The organism is Nocardioides maradonensis (genome assembly GCF_054777115.1).
In genome coordinates, this window is sequence record NZ_BAAHAZ010000019.1 from 51606 (window position 1) to 74088 (window position 22483).

Here is a 22483-nt window from a genome sequence, read left to right on the forward strand (position 1 = left end):
GTACAAGCCGTGCGTCAGGGACCCGCTGTCAAGGCCGCCGTAGGCGTCGCGCAGCGATGCCGGAGGCAGCCTTGACGGCGGGAGGCGTACGGCTACGGTGCGGCCGCCCCAGACCAGCCCCGAAGAAGGGTGGGTAGGTTCGGCACCGTGATGATCCGCCCCGACACCCTGCTCGCGATCAGGTCCGGCGAGGTCGACCTGGCGTTCCGCCGCTGGGACCGCCCCCGGGTCCGGGTCGGCACGATGCTCCGCACCCGGGTCGGGGTGGTCGAGGTGACGAGCGTCGAGCAGGTGCCGGCCTCGCGGATCACCGCCGCCCAGGCGAAGCGCTCGGGCTCGACCCTGCCGGAGCTCAAGCGGCTGCTCGCGATGAAGGCCGACAAGCCGGTCTGGCAGGTCGGGGTGAGGTACGCCGGCGAGGACCCGCGCACCGAGCTGCGGACCTCGGTCCCGGACGCCGAGGAGATCCAGAGGATCCGCACCCGGCTGGACCGCCTCGACGCCGCCTCGGCCTTCGGTCCGTGGACCCGCACCACCCTCGCCCTGATCGACGCCAACCCGACGGTGCGCGCTCCGGAGCTCGCCGCCCGGGTAGGCCGCGACACCCCGACCTTCAAGCGCGACGTCCGCAAGCTGAAGGAGCTCGGCCTGACCGAGAGCCTCGACATCGGCTACCGGATCAGCCCGCGCGGCGCGGCCGTCATCGACGCCGAGAGCGGCACGACCCGCGACCGCGAGCGCCCCGACGGCACCGCGCTCCCGCGGATCGGCGCACCCGCCACGCGGGCGCTGCGCGGGCAGGGCGTGTGGACGCTGGAGCAGGTCCGGGAGTGGCGCGAGGCCGACCTGGCGGCGCTGCACGGCGTGGGGCCGGTCGCCGTACGACTCCTCCGCTCGACCCTCGCCGAGCACGGCTGGTCGTTCGCCGGCTGAGGATTCGCCTGCGCGACCGCGGCAGCCGGTGCCATGCTCGGCGGATGACCGATGGGCTGCCCCTCCTCGTCGACCACCTCCGTGGCTACTACGCCCTGACCACGCTCGCGATGGGTCGTCGCAGCGGTGCCCTCGCCGTGCTGCTCGAGGGACCCCGCACCAGCGCCGACCTCGCGGCCCGTGCGGGTCTCGACGCGCGGAGTGCGGACCTGTGGTTGCGCGCCATGGCCGCCGCCGGTCACGCCCACCACGACGCCGGCACCTTCACCGTCGACGGGCAGACCGCGTCGATCCTCGGCCCGGACTTCCCGGTGGACTTCGGCGCCGTCCTCGACGTCGTCCACGCGGGCTTCTCGCCCCCGTTGCAGGAGGCCACCACGGCGATGGCCACCGGAGCCGGCGTCCCCAGCGCGGCGTACGCCGAGCTCGCGGCCGCCGCCTCGCCGGCCAACACGCCGACGTACCGGATGGCTCTGGTCCAGGAGTGGATCGGCGCTGCGCCCGAGCTCGTCGCGCGCCTTGCCGACGGTGGCCGGATCGCGGACATCGCCTGTGGCGGCGGCGACGCGGCCGCGCTGATGGCTGCCGCGTTCCCCCGGGCCGAGGTGGTCGGCTTCGACCCCGCGACTCCCGAGGGTGTCCACGAGGACGTCCCGAACCTGCGCCTGGTCCGTGACGAGGCGGCGCGGCTGCCCGCCGACGGCAGCTTCGACCTCGTCACCTGCCTCGACGCCTTCCACCACCTCCCGGCCGCCGGGGTCGCGGGCCAGGTCCACGCGGCGCTCCGCGAGGGCGGCGTGTTCCTCCTCGCCGAGACCGCGCTGACCGGTGACGTGGACGAGGACGGGGCCGACCCGTTCTCCCTCGTCGCGCACGCCGCCGCGCTGATGTACTGCCTGCCCGAGAACCTCGCCAACGGTGGCACCGGCGAGACGCCGTCGGTCGGCCTGGGATGGCTGGAGCGCGCGCTCGCCGACGCCGGCTTCGCCGAGGTGACGTCCTTCGTGTCGGAGACGGGCTACCGGATCTTCCACGCGGTCCGCTGACCGCAGCACGCCCACACCGACGCGCTCGATAGCCTCCGACCGTGACGTTCACGGTCGGCGACCTGCTCGCGACGGATGCCCTCGGCACCCGTTCGCTGACGCCGGGCGTGGGGGAGCAGCGGCCCGTCGAGTGGGCGCACACCTGCGAGCTCGAGGAGCCCTGGAGGTGGGTCGGTCCCGGGGCGCTCGTGCTCACCACGGGCCTCGGCGTCCCCACCGGCGAGGCCGAGCAGTGCGCGTACGTCGAGGGCATGTACGCCGCCGGTATCGCCGCGGTGTCGGTCGGCGCGGACCTCTCGGCGCCGCCGCTGACCGACCGGATGCTCGCCCGGGCGACCGAGCTCGGGTTCCCGGTCCTGGAGACCGCCCTCGCCGTCCCCTTCATCACGGTCGCGATGGCGGTCGCCGAGGCCACCAATCGCGAGCACCTGGAGCAGGTCCGGCTCGCCGAGCGCCGGCTGCACGGCTCGCTGCTGCTCGGCGACCTGCTCGACGCCTCCGTGGGGGCCGACTCCGCGGAGCGCTTCCTGGAGCCGCACGGGGTGGGGGCGCCGTACCTGCTGGCGGGCTGGCGGGGCGACGCGGACGCGGCCACCTCGGACGACACTCACACCGCCCTGCGGAGGATCCCGCACCTGCTCACCGCCACCGACGGCGTGGTGGTGGTCCTGGCCGGCGCGGAGGCGCTCGCGACCGTCGACCCGACGATCACCCGCACCGGACCGCTCGCCCTGAGCCGTCCCTTCACGCGCCTCGAGGACGTGCCGGAGGCGTTTCGCCAGGTTCGGCTCATGCTCAGCCGCACCCCGGGAGCGCACGCTGGCGCCGTGCGCTTCGAGGACCCGAGGCCGGGCACGCTGTTCCTGCCGGACGACCCCGAACGGCTCCGCGACGCCGTCGCCCGGACCCTCGGCGGCCTGTTCGCGTACGACGCGGCGCGCGGCACCGAGCTGGTGGCGACCCTGCGCGTCTTCCTCGAGGAGAACCGCAGCTGGGTGCGCGCGGCCACGCGGCTCTTCGTGCACCGGCAGACGCTGGTCTCACGGGTCGCACGCATCGAGGAGGTCACCGGCCACGACCTGAGCACGACCGAGGGGACCTCGGAGCTCTGGCAGGCGATCCGGGCGGCCGTCGAGCTCGGCGACCTGCCGCCGGCGGGCTGACGCACCCCCCGTCGTACGTTCGTATGACGCCGGGCCCGCACACCGCACGACCGTCGTCTTCCCGGCGGCCCCCGCGGCGTGGTTGCCTTGGCCGGTGCAACCGCTGGAAGGGGTCCTCGTCGCCGACCTCAGCCGGGTCCTCGCGGGCCCGCTCGCGGCGGCCATGCTCGCCGACCTGGGCGCGACCGTGGTCAAGGTCGAACGGCCCGGGACCGGCGACGACACCCGGCACTGGGGCCCGCCGTGGACCGACAACGCCAGCTCCTACTTCGAGTCCGCGAACCGCTCCAAGCAGTCGGTCGAGCTCGACCTGGACGACCCGGCCGACAACGCGCTCGCCCGCGAGCTCGTCCGCCGCGCCGACGTGGTGATCGAGAACTACCGCGTCGGCGCGCTCGACCGGCGCGGCCTCGGCTACGACGACGTCGCCGCGACGAACCCGGGCGTCGTCTACGCCTCCATCTCCGGCTTCGGCAGCACCGAGGGCCGCGACCTCGCCGGCTACGACTTCCTGGTCCAGGCCGTCGGCGGGCTGATGAGCATCACCGGCGAGCCCGGGGCCCCGACCAAGGTCGGGGTCGCCCTGGTCGACGTGCTGACCGCGAAGGACGCGACCATCGGGATCCTCGCCGCGCTCCGCGAGCGGGAGAGCAGCGGCCGCGGCCAGCGGGTCGAGGTGAACCTGCTCTCCAGCCTGCTCGGCTCGCTGGTCAACCAGGCGTCCGGCTACCTCGCGACCGGCCGCGCGCCCACCGCCATGGCGAACCGGCACCCGTCGATCGCCCCGTACGAGACGCTCGCGGCCGCCGACGGGCTCGTCGCCGTCTGCTGCGGCAACGACGGCCAGTTCCGCCGGCTCGCCGAGGTCCTCGAGGCACGCGGGCTGGCCGACGACGAACGCTTCGCCACCAACCCCGCCCGCGTGGAGCATCGCGACGCCCTCGTGGCCGAGCTGGAGAAGCGGCTCGCCGAGGCGCCCGTCGCCACCTGGGTCGAGCGCCTTGAGCAGGCGGGCGTCCCGGCCGGGGCGGTCGGCACCGTCGCCGACGCCTTCGCCCTGGCCGAGCGGCTCGGCCTCGACCCGACCGTCGATGTCGGCGCCCACGCGCCGCCGCAGGTCCGCAGCCCGATCCACCTCGACCGCACCCCGATCAGCCGGTACGTCGCACCCCCGCGACTCGGCGAGCACAACGACGACGTCCGCCGCTGGCTGGCGCAAGGAGACACCCGATGAACACCGTCCCGCTCGACCTGCTCGGCATCGACGACCTGCTCAGCCCCGAGGAGAAGGCCGTCCGCGCCTCGGTCCGCCAGCTCTGCGCCGAGCGCGTCGACCCGTACGTCGCCGACTGGTTCGAGCGCGGCGAGATCGACGACATCCGCGGCCTGGTGAAGGACCTGGGCAACCTCGGCCTGCTCGGCATGCACCTGGAGGGCTACGGCTGCGCGGGCATGAGCGCGACCGAGTACGGCCTGGCCTGCCTCGAGCTCGAGGCCAGCGACTCCGGCATCCGCTCGCTGGTGTCGGTCCAGGGATCGCTCGCGATGTACGCGATCTGGAAGTGGGGGAGCGAGGAGCACAAGAACACCTGGCTGCCGCGGATGGCCGCGGGCGAGGCGATCGGCTGCTTCGGCCTGACCGAGCCGGACGCCGGCTCCGACCCGGGCAGCATGCGCACCCGCGCCCGCCGCGACGGCGACGACTGGGTCCTCGAGGGTCGCAAGATGTGGATCACGAACGGCTCCGTCGCCGACGTCGCCGTGGTCTGGGCACAGACCGACGAGGGGGTCCGCGGCTTCGTCGTACCCACCGACACGCCGGGGTTCTCCGCGCCCGCGATCAAGCACAAGATGTCGCTGCGCGCGTCGGTGACGAGCGAGCTCGTGCTCGACGGCGTCCGCCTCCCCGCCGACGCGGCGTTCCCCGAGGTCCGCGGCCTCAAGGGCCCGTTGAGCTGCCTCAACGAGGCCCGCTTCGGCATCGTCTGGGGATCGCTCGGCGCCGCGCGCTCGTCGCTCGAGGCCGCCCTGACGTACGCCGGCCAGCGGACCCAGTTCGACAAGCCGATCGCGTCGTACCAGCTCACCCAGCAGAAGCTGGTCGAGATGAACCTGGAGTACACCAAGGGCCTGCTGCTCGCCCTGCACCTCGGCCGCCGCAAGGACGCCGGGACGCTGCGCCCCGAGCAGGTCAGCGTGGGCAAGCTCAACAACGTGCGGGCCTCGCTCGAGATCTGCCGGACCGCCCGTACGGTCCTCGGCGCCAACGGCATCTCCCTGGAGTTCCCGGTCATCCGGCACGCGAACAACCTGGAGTCGGTGCTCACCTACGAAGGCACCGTCGAGATGCACACGCTGGTCGTCGGACAGGCGATGACCGGGATCGCCGCATTCCGCTGACGATCCCGGTCATCCGCCGGGGGCTCGCGCTACAGGACGAGGTTCAGCAGCAGCACCAGCACCAGGCCGGTGACCGACAGGATCGTCTCCATCAGCGACCAGGTCTTCAGCGTCTGCACGACGTCGAGGCGGAAGTACTCCTTCACCAGCCAGAAGCCGGCGTCGTTGACGTGGGACAGGAAGAGCGAGCCGGAGCCGATCGCGAGCACCAGCAGCGACAGCTCGACCGAGCTCATGCCCGGCAGCAGGCCGGTGACGAGGGCCGAGGCGGTGATCGTCGCGACCGTGGCCGAGCCGGTGGCGAGCCGGATCAGCACGGCCAGCAGCCACGCCAGGAGCAGGGTGGAGACCCCGGCGCCCTGGGCCCAGTCGGCGAGCTGGGTGCCGATGCCCGTGTCGACCAGCGACTGCTTGAAGCCGCCGCCGGCGGACACGATGAGCAGGATGCCGGCGATCGCGGGCAGGGACTTCTCGACCGTCGTGGAGATGGTCCGGACGCTCATCCCGGTGCCGCGGCCGAAGGTCAGCATCGCCACGAGGACGGCGACGAGCAGCGCGATCAGCGGCGTACCGATCACGTCGAGCACCTTCTGCGCCTGGTTGTCGGGGTTGTCGATGGCGATGTCCGCGACGGCCTTGCCCAGCATCAGCACGACCGGCAGCAGCACGGTGGCCAGGGTGGTGCCGAAGGAGGGGCGGCGGGCGGTGGCGCCGAGCCCGGCGTCGTCGGAGACCTCGGCGGCGGGGGTGGTGACGTCGTACAGGTCGGGCGCGGGCACGGGGACCCACGTGCCCGCGAAGGTGCCGAACAGCGGGCCGGCCACGATCACGGTCGGGATGGCGACGAGCACGCCGAGGGCCAGCGTCGTACCGAGGTCGGCGCCGACGGCGCTGATCGCGACGAGCGGGCCGGGGTGCGGCGGGACCAGGCCGTGCATGGCCGACAGGCCGGCGAGGGCGGGGATGCCGACGGTGATCAGCGAGACCTGGGCGCGACGGGCGACGAGGTAGATGACCGGCATCAGCAGGACGAGACCGATCTCGAAGAACATCGGCAGGCCGATCAGCGCGCCGACTGCCGCCATCGCCCACGGCAGGGTGCGGGCCGACGAGCGGCCGACGATCGTGTCGACGATCTGGTCGGCGCCGCCGGAGTCCGCGAGCAGCTTGGCGAACATGGCACCCAGGGCGATGAGGATGCCGACGCCGGACGCGGTCGCGCCGAAGCCGGTGGTGAACGAGGTGATCACGTCGTTCACGTTGCGCCCGGCGATCACGCCGACGGCGAGGCCGCCGATCAGCAGCGCCAGGAACGGGTGCAGCTTCAGCTGGGTGATCAGGCCGACGATCAACGCGATCGCGATCAGCGCGGCCGCGACGAGCAGGCCGCCGGAGGCGACCGGCGCGACCGGCGGGGTGGGCGCCGCTGCGGCGATGGTCAGGGGGCTCATCGGTTGTCCTCCGTGAGGGTCTCGGTGGGGGCGGGGTCCAGGGACAGCAGGGACAGGTAGCGCTCGACGATCGCGTCGATGTCCTGGTCGACGTCGATCACGACGCCGCGCTCGTCGGGTGCGAGCTCCTCGAGCGTCGCGAACTGGGAGTGCAGCAGGCTTGCGGGCATGAAGTGCCCCGGGCGGGAGGCCTGACGTCCGGCGATGACGGACGGCGTGCCGCGCAGGTGCAGGAACTCGGCGCGGTGGGCGTGGTGGCGCAGCCGATCGCGGTAGGTCCGCTTCAGGGCCGAGCAGCTGAGCACGGCGCCGGTGGCGTCGTGCGCGGCGAGCCAGGTGCCGAGCGACTCGAGCCAGGGGGCGCGATCGTGGTCGTCGAGCGGGATGCCGGCGCTCATCTTGGCGATGTTCGCGGCCGGGTGGAAGTCGTCGGCGTCGCCGAACGGCAGGCGCAGGCGCTGGGCGATCGCGGCTCCGACGGTCGACTTGCCCGAGCCCGAGACGCCCATGACGACGAGGAGGGGATGCTGTGGCATGGCTCACAGGATGGTTCAAAAGGCATCCGATTGCAACACCTGTGTGTCAAAAAGGTTGCCGATTGTGCCTGGGCGCGCGGTTTGGGAGGATGCCGCCATGACCGCCGACCCGCTCCGCCTGCACCAGAGCGTGCGCGACGAGCTGGGTCGCCGGATCGTCGGCGGCGAGCTGGCTCCCGGAGCCGTGCTCAACCTCGACGTCGTGCAGCAGCAGTACGCCGTGTCCCGGCCGATCGCGCGCGAGGCCGTGCGCGTGCTGCAGTCGATGGGCCTGGTCGCGACCCGGCGCCGGGTCGGCATCACCGTCCTGGACCGCCGGGAGTGGAACGTCTTCGACCCGCTGGTCATCCGCTGGCGGCTGGACGGGGAGGGCCGGCCCGAGCAGCTCCAGTCCCTCTCGGAGGTACGCCGGGGCATCGAGCCGATCGCGGCCCGGCTGGCCGCGGAGCGGGCGACCCCCGCCCAGCACGGCGCGATGGCGCGCGCGGTCGCGGACATGGTGGTGCACGCGGCCGCGGGCGACCTGGAGGCCTACTTGGTCGCCGACACCGACTTCCACCGCACCCTGCTCGACGCCTGCGGCAACGAGATGCTGGCGGCGATGGGCGACGTGGTGGCCGAGGTGCTCGCCGGTCGTACCCACCACCACCTGATGCCGGCCACCCCGAACGCGGAGGCGATCCGGCTGCACGAGCAGGTCGCCGTCGCCGTACGCACCGGCGACGGGGACGATGCCGAGGCCGCCATGCGCGCGATCATCGACGAGGCGGCCGAGGCCCTCCGCGCTCAGAACGCGGTCCAGCCCCCGTCCACCGCCAGCACCTGACCGGTGACGTAGCTGCTCGCCGCGGAGAGCAGGAACACCACGACGGCGGCGAGCTCCTCGGGCCGTCCCGGCCGGCCGAGGGCGGTGTGGCCCGAGACCCAGGCGCGCAGGTCGTCGGAGGCCAAGTAGCCGTTCGTGGCGCCGGGGAACCACCCCGGCGCCACCGCGTTCACCCGCACGCCGCGGCCGCCCCACTGGGCCGCGAGCTCACGGGTGAGCCCGTTGATGCCGGCCTTGCTGGCGTCGTACGCCGCCAGGCCGAACCGGTCGAAGCTCGCCAGCGACCCGATCGAGGAGACGTTGACGATCGCGCCGTCGCCGCGCTCGAGCATCGCCGGGGCGACCAGCTGGCACAGCCGGTACGGCGCCAGCAGGTTGGTCCGCACCACCTGCTCGACGAGCTCCGGCGACTCGGCCTCGGCCGGGCCGGACGCGGCGATCCCGGCGTTGTTGACGAGGGCGTCGATCCGGCCGAACCGGTCGGTGACGGCGCCGACCAGCGTCCGGCAGTCCGCCTCCGAGGTGATGTCGCACGGCACGGCCAGCGCGTCCTGGCCGAGCTCCTCGGCCACGACGGCCAGCCGGTCGGCGCGCCGGGCGGCGACCGCGACCCGTGCCCCGGCGGCGCCGGCGGCCCGGGCGATCGCCACACCCAGGCCCTCCGACGCGCCGGTGACCACGACGACGCGGCCCTCCAGCCGGCCGCTCATCGCACGAGCTCGTAGAGCGCGTTGAACGGGTTGTCCATCTCGACCCGGCGTACCGACGCGAAGCCGGCCTCGGTCGCGAGGTCGCGCAGCACCGGCTCCGGCAGGCCGAGCGTGCCGAGCCCCTCGCCGCCCTCGGCGAGCGAGGTCGTCATGCAGTAGAGCAGGCTGAACCCGTAGAGGAGGGTGGCGATCGGGCCGACGTTCTCGGTGGTCTCGGCCGAGCAGCTGATGTCGAGGCAGAGGTAGCGGCCGCCCTCGCGCAGGCCGTCGCGGATCGCCCGGAGCAGGGCGCGCGGAGCGACGGCGTCGTGGACCACGTCGAAGGTCGTCACCACGTCGAACATCTGCGGCAGCCCCTGGCTCGCGTCGAGGACCTCGAAGCGGACCCGGTCCTCCACGCCGGCGCTCCGAGCGTTCGCGCGGGCCGCGGTGACGGCGTCGGCGGAGACGTCATAGCCCACGAAGCGGGACGCGGGGAATCGCATCGCCAGCGTGATCGACGCCCGCCCCGCGCCGCAGCCCACGTCGGCCGCGTCGCACCCGCGCTCCAGCAGAGCGAGCGTGTCGGGCACCAGCTGCAGCCACTCGGGCACCAGCAGGTGCTCGTGCCACGCGGCGGTGAACCGGGCGGTGCCGAGGGCGACGTCGGGGTGCAGGTGGGCGAACGCGACCCCGCCTCCGTCGCGGAAGGAGGCCGCGACCTCGTCGTACCGCTGGACCGCGCCGAGCAGCTCCTGGTGCACGCCGCCGAAGAAACCGGGCCCCTCCTCGGCCGCCAGGGTCGGCACGTGGGCCGCGGGCAGCGCGAAGGTCTGCGCGGGCGGGTCGAAGGTGACGTAGCCGGCGGCGTACATGCCGTGCAGCCACTCGCGCACGTAGCGCTCGTCGAGGCCGAGGCGTCCGGCGAGGCCGGCACTCGTGGCGGGTCCGTCGGCGGCGAGGGAGCGGAACAGGCCGGTGCGGTCGCCGAGCGCGGCCATCACGACCGTGGCGGCCGCGGCCGTGTCGGCGAGGACGCGGCCGGTGAAGGCGCCGGCGGCCTCCTCCAGGTCGGGGAGGTCGGCGAGGTCGGCGTGGGTGTCGAGCTGGGTGGTCATGGCGGATCTCCGATCGTTGGGGAGTGGTACCTCTCAGGCGTGCACCGGGTGTTCACTGGTCGTGAACGATCTCGGGCCGGCTTCCGAGGAGGCACGCGTGGACCTGGTCGGCCGTGCGCGCGAGCTCGCCGCGCTCGACGCCGCTCTCGCGCGGGCGGCCTCCGGGGCACGTCAGCTCGTGCTGATCGTGGGGGAGCCCGGCATCGGCAAGACGTCGCTGGTCGAGGCGTTCCGCTCGGCGGCCGTGGCGGCAGGTGCCACCTGGCTGTCCGGTGCGGCGTGGGAGGACGGCGCCCCGTCGTACTGGCCGTGGGTGCAGGTGCTGCGGGCGGCGGAGCGCTTCGCGCCCGAGGAGGTACGCCGGCGGGCGGCCGCGCTGGGACCGCTCGGTCCGGACGGGGCGGATGCCGCGGTGGACCGGTTCGTCCTGCACGACGCGGTCGCGGAGCTGGTGTGCGCGCTGGCGGGCTCGGGGCCGGTGGTGGTCGCGCTGGAGGACCTGCACGCGGCCGGGCCCTCGACCGCGGAGCTGCTCGAGGACGTGTACCGCGCCACGGCCGGCGCGCCCGTGGTGCTGGTCGCGACGTACCGGCCGGCCGAGGTGGCCGCGGCACCCGGCACCGCCGAGGTGGTCTCGCGCCTCGAGGGAGCCGGGACCGTCCTCGACCCGCGGCCGCTCGGGGAGGCCGAGGTCGTGGCCGTGCTCACCGCCCAGGGGCTGACCGCGCATCCGCCCCTCGTCGCCGCCGTGCTGGAGCGCACGCAGGGCAACCCGCTCTTCGTCGTGCACACCGCGCGCGAGCTGGGCGCCGGCGGATCGGCCGGTGACACCGGGCTCCCGCTGGGGCTGCGCAACGCGCTCCGCCGGCAGGCCGTTGTGGCCGGCCAGGGGGCCGACGACGTGCTCGAGGCCGCCGCGGTCCTCGGCGAGGAGCTGACGGCCGCGACCCTGGCCGCCACCACCGGCCGCGCGCCGGCCGAGGTCCAGGCGATCCTCGACCGCGCTGTGGCGCTGCGGCTGCTGCGCCGGGACGCAGTGGGACGGCACGCCTTCACGCACGCCCTCGTCCGAGAGGCCGTGTACGACGGCCTGCCGCCCGCCCGCGCCGCCGAGACCCACCTGCGGGTCGCTCACGTCCTGCGCGCGGCCGGCGCCGGCCCGGACCGGCTCGCGTGGCACTTCGCCGCGGCCTGGCCCGCGGGCGGAGCGGCCGAGGCGGTCCACCACGCCCGGCTGGCCGGCGACGACGCGAGCCGCGCGTCGGCGCACGGCGAGGCGGCCGCGGCGTACCTGCTCGCCCTGACGGCGCACGACCGGCTGCCGTCACCGGACCCCGTCGCCCGGGCGGAGCTGTTGCTCGCGCTCGCCGAGGCGCGGCTCCGGGCGGGCCGGGCCGCCGAGGGGCACCGGGTGGTGGCGCAGGCGCTCGCGCTCGCCCGCTCCCTCGACGACACGGCACTGTTCGCGCGCGCCGCGCTGCTGGGCGCGACCGGCCTGGCGTTCAACGCCGTCCAGCTCGACGCCATCGACCTGCTCCGCGAGGCCGACCGCCGGTTCGGCGCCGAGGACGGCCCCGTGCGCGCGGCGGTCGTGGCCCGGCTCGCCGAGCTCGTCGCCGTCGAGGACCGGGCCGAGGCGCTGCTGCTCGCGGTCCGCGCCGGCGAGCTGGCGCCGGACCTGCCGGCCGCCCTCGCCGCGCGGCTCGAGGTGGAGTGGGGCCGGCACGACCCGATCGACGCGCTGGAGCGGGCGCAGCGGCTGGCGAGCCTGGTCACCGACCCTGCCCTGGCGGCGCGCGCCGCCACCTGGGCGATGGTGTTCGCGCTCGAGGTGGGGGACCTGACCACGGCGGCCGGCGCGGTCGCGACCCTGCAGCACCTCGCCGAGCGCTCCCGGCAGCCCGCGCTCGCCCACCTCGCCGCCTCGCGCCGCGCGACGATCGCGACGGTGCGCGGCGACGCGGCCGGAGGTCTCGCGGCCGTGCGCGAGGCGCGGGACCTGGCGGCGCGGTTCGGCCTCGCCGACGGTGAGGCGGTGGCCTGGGGGCAGCTGTTCACGCTGGGGCGGATCGCGGACCTCACCGCGGAGGAGCGCGCCGCGATGGAGCGGACCGCGCGCGAGCTCGCCGCGGCATCGCCGTACCCGATCGCGCACGACGGCGCCGTGGTGCAGATGCTGCTCGCCGAGGGTCGGGAGGCCGAGGCGCGGGAGCTCTTCGCGCGGCTGATGGCGCAGCTGGACGGGTTGGAGCACGACCTGCTCCGGACCTGGTCGCTCGCGCTGCTCGCCGAGGACGCCGTAGCGCTCGGCGACGCGAGGGAGGCTGCCCGGATCCGCGCCGAGCTCCTCCCGTACGCCGGCCGCTTCGTCGTCGCGGCCGGGGGAGTCGCCTGCCTCGGGCCCGTGTCCGAGCACCTCCGTCGGCTGGCCGGGGTCGGCGGGAGCGGCGCCACGATGGAGTCGGCGGACGGCATCGTCACGCTCCGGCTCGGTGCCGACGTGGTCCGGCTGCCGAGCAGCCTCGGGCTCACCCAGCTCGCGGTGCTGCTGGCGAACCCGGGCAGCGACGTCGCCGCCACCCGGCTCGCCGCCCCCGCGGGCGCCGAGGTGCCGCACGAGGGTGGAGGCGACGAGGTGCTGGACCGGCGCGCGCTGGCGGCGTACCGGACCCGGCTCGCGGAGATCGACGACGAGCTCGAGGAGGCGCGGGGCTGGAACGACGACGGACGCGTCGGCCTGCTCGAGGACGAGCGCGACGCCCTGCTCGCCGAGCTCCGTGGCGACCTGGGTCTCGGCGGGCGGCCGCGCCGGTTCGCGGACGAGGCCGAGCGGGCGCGGGTGAACGTCACCCGCGCGATCCGGTCGGCGATCCGCCGTGTCGGCGCGCGCTCGCCCGCCATCGGCGAGCACCTCGAGCGCAGCGTGACGACCGGTGCGCGTTGCCGCTACGACCCCGGTCAGACCGCCCTGAGGTAGGCGAGGACCGCGAGCACCCGGCGGTGCTCGTTGGTGGACTCGGCGATGTCGAGCTTCATGAGGAGCCGTCGTACGTGCGACTCGACGGTGCGCTCGCTGATCACCAGGCGCGCCGCGATGCCCGTGTTGGTGAGACCCTCGGCCATCAGCGCGAGGACCTCGAGCTCGCGCTCGCTGAGCGACTCCAGCCCGGAGCGCTGCCGGCCCGCGACCAGGTTCGCCACTACCGTCGGGTCCAGGGCGGACCCGCCGTGCGCGATCCGCTGGGCGGTCGCGAGGAAGTCGTCGACGTCGAGCACCCGGTCCTTGAGCAGGTAGCCGAAGCCGGGGTGCCGCACCAGCCCGACCGAGTGGACCGTCTCGACGTGCTGGGAGAGCACGAGCACCCCGAGGTCGGGCCAGGCGGCCTTCAGGTCCGCGGCCGCCCGGATGCCCTCGTCGGTGTGCGTGGGCGGCATGCGTACGTCGACCACGACCAGGTCGGGCGACTGCTCCCGCACCAGGTCGACCAGACCGTCCGCGTCGCCCTGCGTGCCGACGACCTCGTGGCCGCCGTCCTGGAACAGCCGCGCCAGCCCCGCCCGCAGCAGCACCTGGTCCTCGGCGATCACGACGCGCACGACAGCTCCGCGAGCAGCGTGGTGCCCTGACCGGGCTCGGAGCGGATCGACAGCCGGCCGCCGAGCGCGGCGACGCGGTCGCTGACGCCGACCAGCCCGCCACCGCGGGTGAGGGTCGCGCCGCCCACGCCGTCGTCCTCGACCCGGACCACGAGCGTCCCGGAGGCCTCCTCGATGCGGAGGTCGACGTGGGTGGCGCCGCCGTGCTTGGCCGCGTTGGTCACGCCCTCGCAGGCGATGAAGTACGCCGCCGTCTCGACCGCCGCCGGGAGCCGGTGCGACGGGACGACGACGTCGACCGGGAGCGGCGTGCGCTGGACCAGCTCGCGCAGCGCCGACTCCAGCCCGTCCTCGAGCACGCCGGGCCGGATGCCGCGGGCGATCTCGCGCAGCTCGCCGATCGTGTCGGTCACCTCCTGCACCGCCGCGTCGAGCGTCGACCGGACGGCCGGTGCGGCGTCGGCGAGGTCGTGCTGGACGTGGCGCAGGGCGAGGCCGACGGCGATCAGGCGCTGCTGGGCGCCGTCGTGGAGGTCGCGCTCGATGCGGTGCCGCTCGGTCTCGGCCGCCTCGACGATCCGCCGCCGGGAGTCACGAACCTCCAGCAGCTGCTCGCGCAGCTCGGCCCGCAGCCGGACCATCTCGACCGCGAGCGCCGCCTCCTGCTCGAGGGCAGGCCGCACGGCGGCCTGCCTCTCCGCCGACCCGAGCCGGGCCGTCGCCTCGGCGAGCACCCCCGCCACGTCCTCCGGCTCGCGGCGGCCCGCCCGCAGGTCGGCCATGAAGCCGGCCACCAGGCCGAGGGCGTCGTACCGGCCCCGGTCGAAGGCACGGTCGACGTGCTTCTGCAGGCGGTCGCGCACCGGCCGGAACCCCAGCGCGACGGCCAGGGTCGCACCCGCCGTCGCCACCGGCGAGCCGTTGCCGAAGACGACGCCGAGCGCCACGACGAGGACGGCGAAGACGCCGCCGAGGACCGCGGTGACGCACGCGTAGAGCACGGTGCGGCTGACGATCAGCTCGATGTCGTAGAGCCGGTAGCGCCAGATCGCGGCCAGCGCCGCGAGCCGGAGCACGGTGAGCACGAGGGCGTCGGCGATCCGCACCACGACGAAGCTGTTGAACAGCGGGCTGCTCGGCACGAGGGTCGCGACCATGACACCGGCGGCGAAGACCATCCACTTCAGCTGCTGGCGCTCGACACCGGTCGCGGCTCGCATCCGCTGCACCATCGCGACGACGCCGAGGACGAGCGCGCCGGTCAGGCCGGGGAAGCCCAGCCAGTAGAGCAGGTCCGACGGTACGCCGGGCGCGTGCACCGGGTTGGTCCCGCCGACCATCTGCGCGGCGACCCGGGGGCCCGTCGCCCACCCCGCCAGGGTGAGCACCGCACCCAGACACCCGAGCGGGAGGACCCACGGCCAGATCCGGCCGCTGGTCGGCAGGGTGCCGTCCGGAAAGAGGACGAGGATCGCGGGCAGGATCGCTCCGCTGACCGCCCACGAGCTGCTCGCGACCAGGTCGACGGCCGCGGCGGCCGGCCAGTGGTGCGGCGTACCGGTGAGCGCGTAGCCCTGGGCGAGGTCGGTGACGATCGACTGCAGCAGGCCGTTCACGACGAGGAGCATCCCGATCCGGTGACGCGGGTGGCGGGCCAGGATCAGCACGCCCGCCGCCATGTTCGCCAGCGCGTAGACGGCGTACACGAGCGTGTCCCACACCGGCTCCCGGCCCCAGGACAGGGTGACGGAACCGGCCTCGGCCGCGATGGCGACGAGCAGCAGTGCCCCGTGTGCCGGCCGGACTCGCGTTCCCACCTCCGCATCGTGACGCACGCCGGCTGCCCGCGTATTCAGTATCAGCACGGAGGTCGAGGTGCAGCGTCCGCCCGGACGCGCTCGGGGGTGCGTCGCGGGTTCCCTGGTGTCATCACTCTCGACCCGAGGAGGTCACCATGTCCGTCACCATCCAGCAGCCCGCCGCGACCCGACGCCGCGTCCGTGCCGCCGTCCTGCTGCCCGCCGTCGCGCTCGTCGCCGCCGCGGGCTCGCAGATCGACGCGGCCGTCATCACCAACGCCTACCGGTCGGCGAGCCCCGCCGCCAAGGACACCCTCAACTTCCCCTGGTACGGCGACCTGGCCGGCCAGATCTCGACCTGGTGGTCGTTCAGCGGGCTGTTCCTGGTCGTCGGTTTCGCCGCCTTCGCCCGGAGCCGGGCGGTCGCGGGCAGCAGGTACGGACGCGCCGGGGCATGGGCCGCCGTCGTCGCCGCGGCCGGCATCGTCGTGGCCAACTTCCTGTCCGCCGCGAACGCCGACGCGATGGAGAACAACGGCATCGGGGGAGCGATCGGCCTGGTGTTCGGCGTGTGCACCGTCCTGCTCGGCGTCGGGTTCACGACGGCCGGGGTCGCGACCCTGCGGACCGGCGCGTGGCAGGGCGTCGGCCGCTTCACCCCGCTCGTCAACGGGATCTGGCCGCTGGTGATGATCGGACTGATCGTGGCCGAGCAGGTGCAGCTCGCCGTCGGGATCATGGCGGCGCTGCAGGTCACCCTCGGGGCGGCGCTGATCGCCGAGGAGGCCTGACCCCCCGGGTGGGGCGGGAGGTCAGGCGCGGTCGCGGCAGAACGCCGCGACCGCCTCGACCATCTGGTCCAGGCCCGGCTGCTCCAGCGGGTAGTGCCCGGCGTTCTCCAGCAGCACCGTCGTGACCGGCACCTTCGTGATCCGCGACAGGAACGGCTCGGAGAGGTGCAGCGGGGTCCACCGGTCGGCGGCGGGCTGGGTGAGCAGGACCGGACACACGTCGAAGGCCTCGGGGGAGACCGGCGGGTCGTAGTTCAGGTAGGAGTCGAGGAAGGCGACCGAGACGCTGTTGCCGGCCGACGTCCTGTCGGCGTAGCAGGCGCGCTTCGCTGCCCGGTTGTTCACCAGCGCCCGCATCTTGCTGACCCAGCGCATCGGGACCCGGACCCGCCGCAGCGGGGTGCGCGCGAGCAGGCCCATCAGCGTCGCGCCGACCGTGCCGGTCACGGGGTCGAAGGCGGTCTCGCGGCGCACCCGCGCCGAGGACTGGTCGAGGAAGGTCATCCCGACGATGCCCGCGACGTCGCCGTTGAGCGCGGCGACGTGGAAGGTCTCCATCCCGCCGGCCGAGAGGCCGTAGAGGACGATCGGCCGCCCGTCCCGCTCCTTCTCAACCAGCGCCGAGCCGAGGCGCACCCAGTCGTCGTACCTGACCAGCGCGCCAGGTGCCACCTCGGTGATCCCGTACGTCGGCATGTCGATCGCCACCGTCTCGAAGCCGCGTTCGGCCAGTGGCCGGCCCAGGATCGTGGTCATCTGCCGGCCGTTGGTGCCGACGCCGTGGAACAGCAGCACCTTCACCGGCGCCGCGGGGTTCCGGTAGGTGTCGAGGTGGATCCGGTGGCCGTCGTGCTCCCACCACTCCTCGACCGGCTCGGTCGCCGGGGTGAGCCGGTACGCCGGCGGCAGCTGCTCCTGGATGGTGCGCCAGGCGGACTGGGATGCGTAGCTCATGCCGCTACAACAGCCGAGCGGCGAGGAGGTCACCGAGCCATCCCGCGATGCGGTCGTCGCTCCAGCCGTACCCCTGCAGCTCCAGGTACGTCGACGGGCTGCCGAGCACCAGCATCTCGTCGGTCGCGGCGTCCACGTCGAGCCCGTGCCGCAGCCAGCCCTTGTCCGCGAGCAGGGTGATGACCTCGCGGTAGCCCACCCGTCGCAGCGCCTCGCTGTTGGTGCGGACGCGCAGGACGTCGGGCTCGTGCCGGGCGGCCTTCGCGGCCTCGTCGACGACGGCGGTCCGGGCCGTGATGCTCACGTTGCCGCGGGCGAACGCGGCGAGCACGCCCCGTCCGGAGCGCGCGCGCCGCATCTCCTGCCAGAACGCCTGGAGCGGCGGCGGGAGCTTCTCCGGGCCGAGCACCGAGTACTCGTAGCAGGCCTCGAGCAGCTCGGGCTTGGTGTGGAACACGAAGTAGAGCGTCTGCACGGCCACGCCGGCGCGCTCGGCGATGTCGGCCATCCGGGTGCCGGCGTACCCCTGCTCGGCGAACGCCTCTTTGGCGGCCAGGATCATCCGCTCGCGGTTGGCGGCGGCCTTCTCGCGGCGGGTCTGCTTCGGACGCTTGACAGCACTCATGACGAGGATCACTCTAGCTGGTGACAATCACTAGTGATCATAACTAGTGAAATCGATGGGGAAGCAGGGGATGACGATGGTCGCGACAACGGTGACGAAGGAGATGAGCTGCAGCGCCGAGCACGCCTTCGACGTGATGGTGCGGCACCACGCGGAGAACCACGCGCGCTGGGAGCGCGAGGTGCTCGAGGTGCGCCAGCTCGACGAGCCCGGGCTCGGTGCCCGCTCGGTGATGGTGCGTCACGAGCACGGCCGCACCCGCGAGGTGACCAACACCTGCGTGGAGTACGTCGAGGACCGCCGGGCGGCGTACGAGCACGTCGAGCCGGGGATGGACTTCCGGATCGTCTTCGACCTCACGCCGACCGGCCCGACCAGCTGCGTGCTGCGGGTCGACGTGCGGATGCGTCCCAAGGGCGCGACCCGGCTGATGACACCGCTGCTCGCGCTCGGCATCCACCGCCGCAGCGAGCGGATCACCGCGCGGATGTGCGACGTCGTCATCGCCACGCCGGCGTACGTGACGGACTGAGCCGTGGCGGCGTACGACGTCGTGCTGGCGCTGCACATCATCGCGGCGCTGGCCGTGTTCGGGATGAGCACGCTGCTGCACGGGTGCGAGTGGATGGCGCGGCGGGCGCGGACGGTCGCCGAGCTGCGGCCGCTCGGCACGGCGATGGGCTACGGCTTCCTGATGCCGGTGCTCGGGACCACCCTCGTCGCCCTGGGTGTGGTGCTTGTTCTCATCTCGCCGGACGACGAGAAGGTCGGCTTCGGCGACCCGTTCGTGTGGAGCGGCCTGATCGCGTACGCGCTGCTGACCGCCTCGGGCGCGGTGATGGCGCCGTACTCCAAGGCGATCGCGGCGGCGGTGGCGGCGGCGCCCGACGGGCCGATCGGTCCCGAGCTTCGCGCCGTCGTGCTCGCGCGCCCGGGGACGGTCGTGGGCCACATGACGACCGCGCTCCTGCTCGCGGTGGTCGTCGACATGACCACGAAGCCGGACGCGCTCGTGGCGCCGCTGGTGCTGCTCGTCGGCCTCGGCGTCGGCTACCTGGTCGGCCGGGCTGCGGCCCGACCGGTGGCGGATCGCGCCCGGCTCGCTACCGCCACACGCTGACGGCGCGCTCGAGGCTGGCGACGATCCCGGCCGCGTCGAAGCGGCTCTGGTCGGACTCCGGCAGCAGCCGGGTGACGGTCCGGCGGAGCTCGGCCACGGCGTCGGCCGCCCGCTCCTGCTCCTCGCTCCCGGCGTCCGGGTCGTCCTCGTCGACCGCGCGGACCAGGTCGGCGGTGGCGCGCAGGGCCGCGGCGAGGGAGGTGCGCAGGCGGGTCCCGGCCGGGCCGTCGTCGTGGACCGAGGCGTCAGGTGCCGACGTCAGGGCGACGACCTCCTCGACACACCCCGCGAGCCGGCGCAGGGAGCGGCCTTGCCGGTGCCGACGGTCGGCGAGCTCGGTCCAGCGGCGGGCACGCCAGTTGGCGCGACGGGCGTCCTCGCCGACGCGCAGCAGGTCCTCGACCTCACGCATCTGTGGGTCGAGCGACCGGACGACGTCCTCCCAGCCCTCGTCGAGCCGCTGCTCGGCGTCGAGCCCGTCCGTGAGCTCGTCGAGCTCGCGCGCGAGGCGGTGGCGCAGGTCGGCCTGGGCGCGGCTCGCGGGCGCGAACGGCAGCTGCGGGAGCAGGGCGTTGACGCCCACCCCGATCAGGGCACCGACCCCGGTGAGGCCGCCGTACGCCACGACGTACCGCTCGGGCTGGTCGCCGCCCAGGATCAGCACGAAGAGACCGGCGATCGGCACCCAGCCGCTCATCGCTCCCAGGAACCGCCAGCCGGCCACGAGCGTGCCGGCGCCGGTGACGAGTGCGATGCCGGCCGGCTCGCCGATCGGCAGCGCGCGGACGGCCAGGGCGAGGACCGCGCCGCCCAGGATCGCGGCGACGCTCTGCAGCGTGAACCGCATCGACGCCGCCACCGTGGTGGACATCGCGACGGCCGCGCCGAGCGGCGCGTAGTAGGGGTAGTGGTGGACGAAGCCGCCGATCGGCTGCACCACCAGCCACGCCGCCCCGGCCGCGAAGGCGGTCTTCGCCGCCATGAGCACGCGCGGGTGGCGGCGTACGACGGTCCGGGCACGGCGCAGGTTCGGCACCCGGGTGCCGTACCCGGTATCGCGAGGATCAGGCCATCTCGGGGACGTGCAGGTGCGCGTAGGCGAGGTCGAACTCGTGCACCTCGACGACCATGCCGTTGGCCTCGTCGGCCGCGCGCTCGCGCATCTCGTCGGCCATCGTCCGGCTGGCCTCCATCGCGTCGCGCGACGCCCAGGCGGTCGTCGCACACGCCAGGCCGGCCATCCGGTCGACCATCAGGCTGGCGCTGCAGAAGCCGTCCATCTGCTCGAGCCGGGGGAGCAGCGCCACCCGGAAGGTCTCGGTGATGGTGTCGACGTCGCCCTCGATCCAGCTCACCCGGCAGCACGCGGCGTGCTGGGTGCGGTGCATGGCGACGATCTCCCACGAGTCGACCTGCATCGAGGCGCCCATGACGTCGCGTCCGCGCTCGCGGATCGGGCGCAGCACCTCGTCGCTGTCCGCCATCGCCTCCTCGCTCTCCCAGGAGCTCGTGGTGATGCAGTAGCCGGTGTCGCGGTCGACGAGCAGCGAGACGCCGAGGCACCCCGTGGTGCGCGAGAGCAGCGGGTCGACCTCGGACTCGACCATCCTGATGCCCGCGTCGATGTTCTCGGGCCTGCCGTGGAACGTGGTGGAACGTGCGTACACGACCCACTCCTCTCAGGAGTTGGGGCGACGCCCGACCGGCGTCGCCGGTACCTCCCTGCATACTCCTCGCGCGGTCGACGCGCCAGACCCTCTCGGCCGCGCGATCATGGAGCGGTGAGCCCCTCGCCCGCCCGGTACGACGGTCTCCGCGCCGGAGCGGTGGCGGGGCTGCTCAGCGGGGCTCCGTCCACGGCGTACGCGCTGCTGAGCGGGCGCGACCCGCTGGAGGCGTCGCTGGCGGCCGGCACCCTGCTGCTGCCCGCCGAGGAGCGCCGCGGGCGGCTCCTCGTGGCCGGTCTGGTGGCCCACGTCGCGATCTCGCTCGGGTGGGGCGTCGTGCTCGCTGCAGTGCTCCCGCGGCGCCGCCCGGTCGTCGCGGGTGCACTGGCCGGCGCGGCGATCGCGGCCCTCGACCTGGGCGTCGTGGGCCCCACGTCCCGGCTGTTCGCCGGCTGCCGGTCGGTCCGCAGGTGGCCGACCACCTCGCCTACGGGGTGGCGGTCGCGGTGCTCCAGGGGCGCAGGAGGAACTTCTCGCCGGTCGCCATCCGGCCGTAGCGGCGGATCGTGGCCGGGTCGACGGCCTCGGCCAGCGAGATCTCGTCGGTGTAGTGGCTCGCGAACGTCGTGGTGATCTCCTCGGCGACCCGGGCGCGCATACTCATCGTCTCCTCGACACCGATCCGCATCAGGTGGTGCATGAGCAGCCAGCCGCCGGCGCTCCAGGCCATGCCCACCGAGATCGGGATGGTGGTCGGGGTCCGGTCCAGCCGGCCGTAGACGTAGAGCTGCTTCTTCACCGACGAGCCGTAGGGGCCGGGCTCCGGGTCCTTGGCGAGCAGCGCCGCCTCCATCGCCGCGAGGATCTGCCCGCCGAGCGGGCCGCCGCCGACCGCGTCGAAGGCCAGGGTCGCGCCGGTCTCCGCGATCGCGGACTGCAGCTGGGCGCGGAAGTCGTCCGCGGTCGAGTTGACGACGTACGTCGCTCCCAGGTCGCGCAGGATCTGCTCCTGCTGCGCGCTGCGGACCACGTTGACCAGGCCGACGCCCTCGCCGACGCAGATCTTGGTGAGCATCTGGCCGAGGTTCGAGGCGGCGGCGGTGTGGACGAGCGCGGTGTGGCCCTCGAGCCGCATGGTCGAGACCATGCCGAGCGCGGTCAGCGGGTTCACGAACGCGGAGGCGCCCTGCTCGGGGGTGATGCCGTCGGGGAAGGGGTAGGCCTGGAAGGCCGGCACCTTGCGGTACTGGCCGTACATCCTGCCGCCGAACGCGCTGACGACCTTGCCCACCAGGTGCTCCGCGTCGGCCCCCGCGGCCACCACAGTGCCGGCCGCCTCGTTGCCGAGGACCAGCGGCTTCCCGACGCGGCCGGCCACCACGGGCCGCGCCGGCGCGGGGATCGCCGCGGTCGCGACCGGCCGCTCCGGCGTACCGCTGGCCTCGAGGGTGTCGAGGTCGGCGGGGCCGAGCAGCTGGGCCAGGTCGGAGGGGTTGATCGGGCTCGCCTCCACCTTGAGCACGATCTCGTCCGGCCCCGGGTCGCCGACCTCCGCGTCCTCGAGGGACAGCTGCAGGTGGCCGTCGGCGGTGATCTCGGAGCGCAGCTCGAGCGAGGTGAAGGTCATGACCGCACGCTAGCGGCCGCCGGCACCTCGGTGCTCGACAACTTTTTTCGGCGACGATGTAGAAGTTGCACGACGCCGATCGACGTAGGTGCGAGAGGGTCACCGAGACAGCGCGTGACCACGACACGACAGGAGCGAGCA

21 protein-coding genes are annotated in these 22483 nt (G+C 74.1%); 10 read left to right on the forward strand and 11 right to left on the reverse strand.

Annotation, left to right across the window (positions count from 1 at the left end; translation table 11 throughout):
• Nucleotides 1-147: 147 nt before the first annotated feature.
• From ACYVAQ_RS19505 to ACYVAQ_RS19525, 5 genes are all read left to right on the forward strand, one after another.
• The gene (locus ACYVAQ_RS19505; RefSeq protein ID WP_460792149.1) at nucleotides 148-933 is read left to right on the forward strand and encodes a hypothetical protein; all 786 of its coding nucleotides are present in this window, start codon (nucleotides 148-150) and stop codon (nucleotides 931-933) included.
• Between the two features lie 44 nt (nucleotides 934-977).
• Nucleotides 978-1979 carry a class I SAM-dependent methyltransferase gene (locus ACYVAQ_RS19510; protein WP_460792150.1) on the forward strand — a complete coding sequence of 334 codons (1002 nt, stop codon included), beginning with the start codon at nucleotides 978-980 and terminating at the stop codon, nucleotides 1977-1979.
• A gap of 41 nt (nucleotides 1980-2020) precedes the next feature.
• Complete coding sequence (locus ACYVAQ_RS19515) at nucleotides 2021-3142, forward strand: PucR family transcriptional regulator (protein ID WP_460792151.1); 1122 nt, start codon at nucleotides 2021-2023, stop codon at nucleotides 3140-3142.
• A 94-nt stretch (nucleotides 3143-3236) separates the two neighbouring features.
• The gene (locus ACYVAQ_RS19520; protein ID WP_460792152.1) at nucleotides 3237-4376 is read left to right on the forward strand and encodes a CaiB/BaiF CoA transferase family protein; all 1140 of its coding nucleotides are present in this window, start codon (nucleotides 3237-3239) and stop codon (nucleotides 4374-4376) included.
• Nucleotides 4373-5542: an acyl-CoA dehydrogenase family protein gene (locus ACYVAQ_RS19525; protein ID WP_460792154.1), complete on the forward strand. Its 1170-nt coding sequence runs from the start codon at nucleotides 4373-4375 to the stop codon at nucleotides 5540-5542. The genes ACYVAQ_RS19520 and ACYVAQ_RS19525 overlap by 4 nt, the downstream gene beginning before the upstream one ends.
• Nucleotides 5543-5571: 29 nt before the next feature.
• Here ACYVAQ_RS19525 and ACYVAQ_RS19530 read toward each other — a convergent pair whose 3' ends face one another.
• On the reverse strand, nucleotides 5572-6993 hold the full coding sequence (locus tag ACYVAQ_RS19530) for a GntP family permease (RefSeq protein ID WP_460792155.1): 1422 nt from the start codon (nucleotides 6991-6993) through the stop codon (nucleotides 5572-5574).
• Entirely contained in the window at nucleotides 6990-7529 is a 540-nt protein-coding gene (locus ACYVAQ_RS19535; RefSeq protein WP_460792156.1) for a gluconokinase, read from the reverse strand. The genes ACYVAQ_RS19530 and ACYVAQ_RS19535 overlap by 4 nt, the downstream gene beginning before the upstream one ends.
• A gap of 97 nt (nucleotides 7530-7626) precedes the next feature.
• Between ACYVAQ_RS19535 and ACYVAQ_RS19540 the strand changes: the two genes are divergently transcribed.
• Nucleotides 7627-8355 carry a FadR/GntR family transcriptional regulator gene (locus tag ACYVAQ_RS19540; protein ID WP_460792157.1) on the forward strand — a complete coding sequence of 243 codons (729 nt, stop codon included), beginning with the start codon at nucleotides 7627-7629 and terminating at the stop codon, nucleotides 8353-8355.
• On the opposite strand, the gene ACYVAQ_RS19545 is transcribed toward ACYVAQ_RS19540, so the two are convergent.
• Nucleotides 8316-9065 (reverse strand): SDR family NAD(P)-dependent oxidoreductase, encoded by a 750-nt coding sequence (locus ACYVAQ_RS19545; RefSeq protein WP_460792158.1) that lies wholly within the window; start codon nucleotides 9063-9065, stop codon nucleotides 8316-8318. The two genes, ACYVAQ_RS19540 and ACYVAQ_RS19545, sit on opposite strands and share 40 nt — an antisense overlap.
• Nucleotides 9062-10162, reverse strand: coding sequence for a class I SAM-dependent methyltransferase (locus ACYVAQ_RS19550; protein WP_460792159.1), 1101 nt, complete (start codon nucleotides 10160-10162; stop codon nucleotides 9062-9064). Before ACYVAQ_RS19550 ends, ACYVAQ_RS19545 begins: the two co-directional genes overlap by 4 nt.
• A gap of 97 nt (nucleotides 10163-10259) precedes the next feature.
• On the opposite strand from ACYVAQ_RS19550, the gene ACYVAQ_RS19555 reads away from it, so the two are divergent.
• Complete coding sequence (locus ACYVAQ_RS19555) at nucleotides 10260-13139, forward strand: ATP-binding protein (RefSeq protein WP_460792160.1); 2880 nt, start codon at nucleotides 10260-10262, stop codon at nucleotides 13137-13139.
• On the opposite strand, the gene ACYVAQ_RS19560 is transcribed toward ACYVAQ_RS19555, so the two are convergent.
• Both ACYVAQ_RS19560 and ACYVAQ_RS19565 read right to left on the reverse strand, forming a co-directional pair.
• Nucleotides 13121-13759: a response regulator transcription factor gene (locus ACYVAQ_RS19560; RefSeq protein WP_460792162.1), complete on the reverse strand. Its 639-nt coding sequence runs from the start codon at nucleotides 13757-13759 to the stop codon at nucleotides 13121-13123. The genes ACYVAQ_RS19555 and ACYVAQ_RS19560 overlap by 19 nt on opposite strands.
• On the reverse strand, nucleotides 13747-15576 hold the full coding sequence (locus ACYVAQ_RS19565) for a sensor histidine kinase (protein WP_460792163.1): 1830 nt from the start codon (nucleotides 15574-15576) through the stop codon (nucleotides 13747-13749). Before ACYVAQ_RS19565 ends, ACYVAQ_RS19560 begins: the two co-directional genes overlap by 13 nt.
• A gap of 137 nt (nucleotides 15577-15713) precedes the next feature.
• Between ACYVAQ_RS19565 and ACYVAQ_RS19570 the strand changes: the two genes are divergently transcribed.
• Nucleotides 15714-16349, forward strand: a complete 636-nt coding sequence (locus tag ACYVAQ_RS19570; RefSeq protein WP_460792164.1) for a hypothetical protein — start codon at nucleotides 15714-15716, stop codon at nucleotides 16347-16349.
• A 21-nt stretch (nucleotides 16350-16370) separates the two neighbouring features.
• On the opposite strand, the gene ACYVAQ_RS19575 is transcribed toward ACYVAQ_RS19570, so the two are convergent.
• Both ACYVAQ_RS19575 and ACYVAQ_RS19580 read right to left on the reverse strand, forming a co-directional pair.
• Nucleotides 16371-17303 (reverse strand): alpha/beta hydrolase, encoded by a 933-nt coding sequence (locus tag ACYVAQ_RS19575; protein WP_460792165.1) that lies wholly within the window; start codon nucleotides 17301-17303, stop codon nucleotides 16371-16373.
• A gap of 4 nt (nucleotides 17304-17307) precedes the next feature.
• On the reverse strand, nucleotides 17308-17928 hold the full coding sequence (locus ACYVAQ_RS19580; RefSeq protein WP_460792167.1) for a TetR/AcrR family transcriptional regulator: 621 nt from the start codon (nucleotides 17926-17928) through the stop codon (nucleotides 17308-17310).
• Nucleotides 17929-18004: 76 nt separating this feature from the next.
• On the opposite strand from ACYVAQ_RS19580, the gene ACYVAQ_RS19585 reads away from it, so the two are divergent.
• Nucleotides 18005-18460 carry an SRPBCC family protein gene (locus tag ACYVAQ_RS19585; RefSeq protein WP_460792168.1) on the forward strand — a complete coding sequence of 152 codons (456 nt, stop codon included), beginning with the start codon at nucleotides 18005-18007 and terminating at the stop codon, nucleotides 18458-18460.
• 3 nt (nucleotides 18461-18463) lie between these two features.
• Complete coding sequence (locus tag ACYVAQ_RS19590; protein WP_460792169.1) at nucleotides 18464-19048, forward strand: hypothetical protein; 585 nt, start codon at nucleotides 18464-18466, stop codon at nucleotides 19046-19048.
• Here ACYVAQ_RS19590 and ACYVAQ_RS19595 read toward each other — a convergent pair.
• The 3 genes from ACYVAQ_RS19595 to ACYVAQ_RS19605 form a co-directional block, all read right to left on the reverse strand.
• The gene (locus ACYVAQ_RS19595) at nucleotides 19032-20084 is read right to left on the reverse strand and encodes an FUSC family protein (protein ID WP_460792170.1); all 1053 of its coding nucleotides are present in this window, start codon (nucleotides 20082-20084) and stop codon (nucleotides 19032-19034) included. The genes ACYVAQ_RS19590 and ACYVAQ_RS19595 overlap by 17 nt on opposite strands.
• A 28-nt stretch (nucleotides 20085-20112) precedes the next feature.
• Complete coding sequence (locus ACYVAQ_RS19600; protein ID WP_460792172.1) at nucleotides 20113-20715, reverse strand: antibiotic biosynthesis monooxygenase family protein; 603 nt, start codon at nucleotides 20713-20715, stop codon at nucleotides 20113-20115.
• Nucleotides 20716-21202: 487 nt separating this feature from the next.
• A complete protein-coding gene (locus ACYVAQ_RS19605; protein ID WP_460792173.1) occupies nucleotides 21203-22342 on the reverse strand; it encodes an MDR/zinc-dependent alcohol dehydrogenase-like family protein in 1140 nt (379 codons plus the stop codon).
• Nucleotides 22343-22483: the final 141 nt, after the last annotated feature.

What these genes read in the sequence shown, in the direction of transcription:
- ACYVAQ_RS19550 (WP_460792159.1), bottom strand. Translation starts at nt 10,162, where the DNA reads ATGACCACCCAGCTCGACACCCACGCCGACCTCGCCGACCTCCCCGAC.
- ACYVAQ_RS19605 (WP_460792173.1), bottom strand. Translation starts at nt 22,342, where the DNA reads ATGACCTTCACCTCGCTCGAGCTGCGCTCCGAGATCACCGCCGACGGC.
- ACYVAQ_RS19570 (WP_460792164.1), top strand. Translation starts at nt 15,714, where the DNA reads ATGTCCGTCACCATCCAGCAGCCCGCCGCGACCCGACGCCGCGTCCGT.
- ACYVAQ_RS19575 (WP_460792165.1), bottom strand. Translation starts at nt 17,303, where the DNA reads ATGAGCTACGCATCCCAGTCCGCCTGGCGCACCATCCAGGAGCAGCTG.
- ACYVAQ_RS19510 (WP_460792150.1), top strand. Translation starts at nt 978, where the DNA reads ATGACCGATGGGCTGCCCCTCCTCGTCGACCACCTCCGTGGCTACTAC.
- ACYVAQ_RS19530 (WP_460792155.1), bottom strand. Translation starts at nt 6,993, where the DNA reads ATGAGCCCCCTGACCATCGCCGCAGCGGCGCCCACCCCGCCGGTCGCG.
- ACYVAQ_RS19535 (WP_460792156.1), bottom strand. Translation starts at nt 7,529, where the DNA reads ATGCCACAGCATCCCCTCCTCGTCGTCATGGGCGTCTCGGGCTCGGGC.
- ACYVAQ_RS19540 (WP_460792157.1), top strand. Translation starts at nt 7,627, where the DNA reads ATGACCGCCGACCCGCTCCGCCTGCACCAGAGCGTGCGCGACGAGCTG.
- ACYVAQ_RS19585 (WP_460792168.1), top strand. Translation starts at nt 18,005, where the DNA reads ATGGTCGCGACAACGGTGACGAAGGAGATGAGCTGCAGCGCCGAGCAC.
- ACYVAQ_RS19545 (WP_460792158.1), bottom strand. Translation starts at nt 9,065, where the DNA reads ATGAGCGGCCGGCTGGAGGGCCGCGTCGTCGTGGTCACCGGCGCGTCG.
- ACYVAQ_RS19525 (WP_460792154.1), top strand. Translation starts at nt 4,373, where the DNA reads ATGAACACCGTCCCGCTCGACCTGCTCGGCATCGACGACCTGCTCAGC.
- ACYVAQ_RS19580 (WP_460792167.1), bottom strand. Translation starts at nt 17,928, where the DNA reads ATGAGTGCTGTCAAGCGTCCGAAGCAGACCCGCCGCGAGAAGGCCGCC.